Origin of the sequence: Marinimicrobium sp. UBA4509 (assembly GCF_002388575.1) — a bacterium.
GTDB lineage: Bacteria > Pseudomonadota > Gammaproteobacteria > Pseudomonadales > Cellvibrionaceae > Marinimicrobium > Marinimicrobium koreense.
Map to the genome: position 1 here is coordinate 1 of NZ_DGMV01000070.1, position 790 is coordinate 790.

Below are 790 nucleotides of genomic sequence, written 5' to 3' on the forward strand. Positions count from 1 at the left end.
ACACCGGTGCTCCTGACACCGCCGCATCGCAAGGTTCGACCGCACCTGCTTTTGGCAGCGTGCAAGTCCCGACCTTTATGGGCCTGCGTGTCATTGTCTCCGAAGATGTGCAGACCGCTGGGTCTGGTTCTTCTACGGAGTATGCAAGCTATCTGTTTACCCAGGGCGCTATTGGCTCTGGCGAGCAGATGGGTCTGCGGACAGAAACCGACCGTGACATCCTTGCAAAATCGGATGCCATGGCAATCGACCTGCACTACGTCTACCACCCGATTGGCGCTAAGTGGTCAACCTCAGTTTCCAACCCAGAGCGTTCTGATCTGGAAACCGTTGGCAACTGGTCAAAGGTGTACGAAACCAAGAACATTGGAATCGTGCGGGTTACCAATACCAGCAACCTTGACTGAGGAGGTAACTAACCATGGCATCACTTTTTGAGGCAACAGCGGGCAAACTTGTAGGCCCGACCGTTGGTACGTCTGTCACCCAGGCGACTAACAAAAGCACCACCGTGATTGCCAATGCGGCATCCGGTGTTATCACCCTGAATGACGCTGCACTGGCTGCTGCCGCTGAGGTGTCTTTCACCGTGACCAACAGCGAAGTTTCCGCCACTGATGTGGTGGTTGTGAACCACGCTTCAGGCGGAACTGCTGGTTCCTACCTGGTGCAAGCGAACAGCTTGGCCGCAGGGTCTTTCAAGATCACTGTCGCTAACGTTTCCGCTGGTTCTTTGTCTGAGGCAATCGTCCTCAACTTCGTGGCCTTGAAGGGCGCTAGCTCCTGATGG

2 protein-coding genes are annotated in these 790 nt (G+C 55.2%); both read left to right on the forward strand.

Annotated features, from left to right (window positions below):
- On the forward strand, positions 1 to 407 hold a 407-nt coding region (locus B3520_RS13685; protein ID WP_286876289.1), incomplete at its 5' end, for a hypothetical protein.
- Positions 408 to 421: 14 nt separating this feature from the next.
- Positions 422 to 787 (forward strand): hypothetical protein, encoded by a 366-nt coding sequence (locus tag B3520_RS13690; RefSeq protein ID WP_286876290.1) that lies wholly within the window; start codon positions 422 to 424, stop codon positions 785 to 787.
- Positions 788 to 790 lie beyond the last annotated feature (3 nt).

Excerpts from the sequence above, each read along its gene's own strand:
- B3520_RS13690 (WP_286876290.1), top strand. The coding sequence starts at position 422 with ATGGCATCACTTTTTGAGGCAACAGCGGGCAAACTTGTAGGCCCGACC.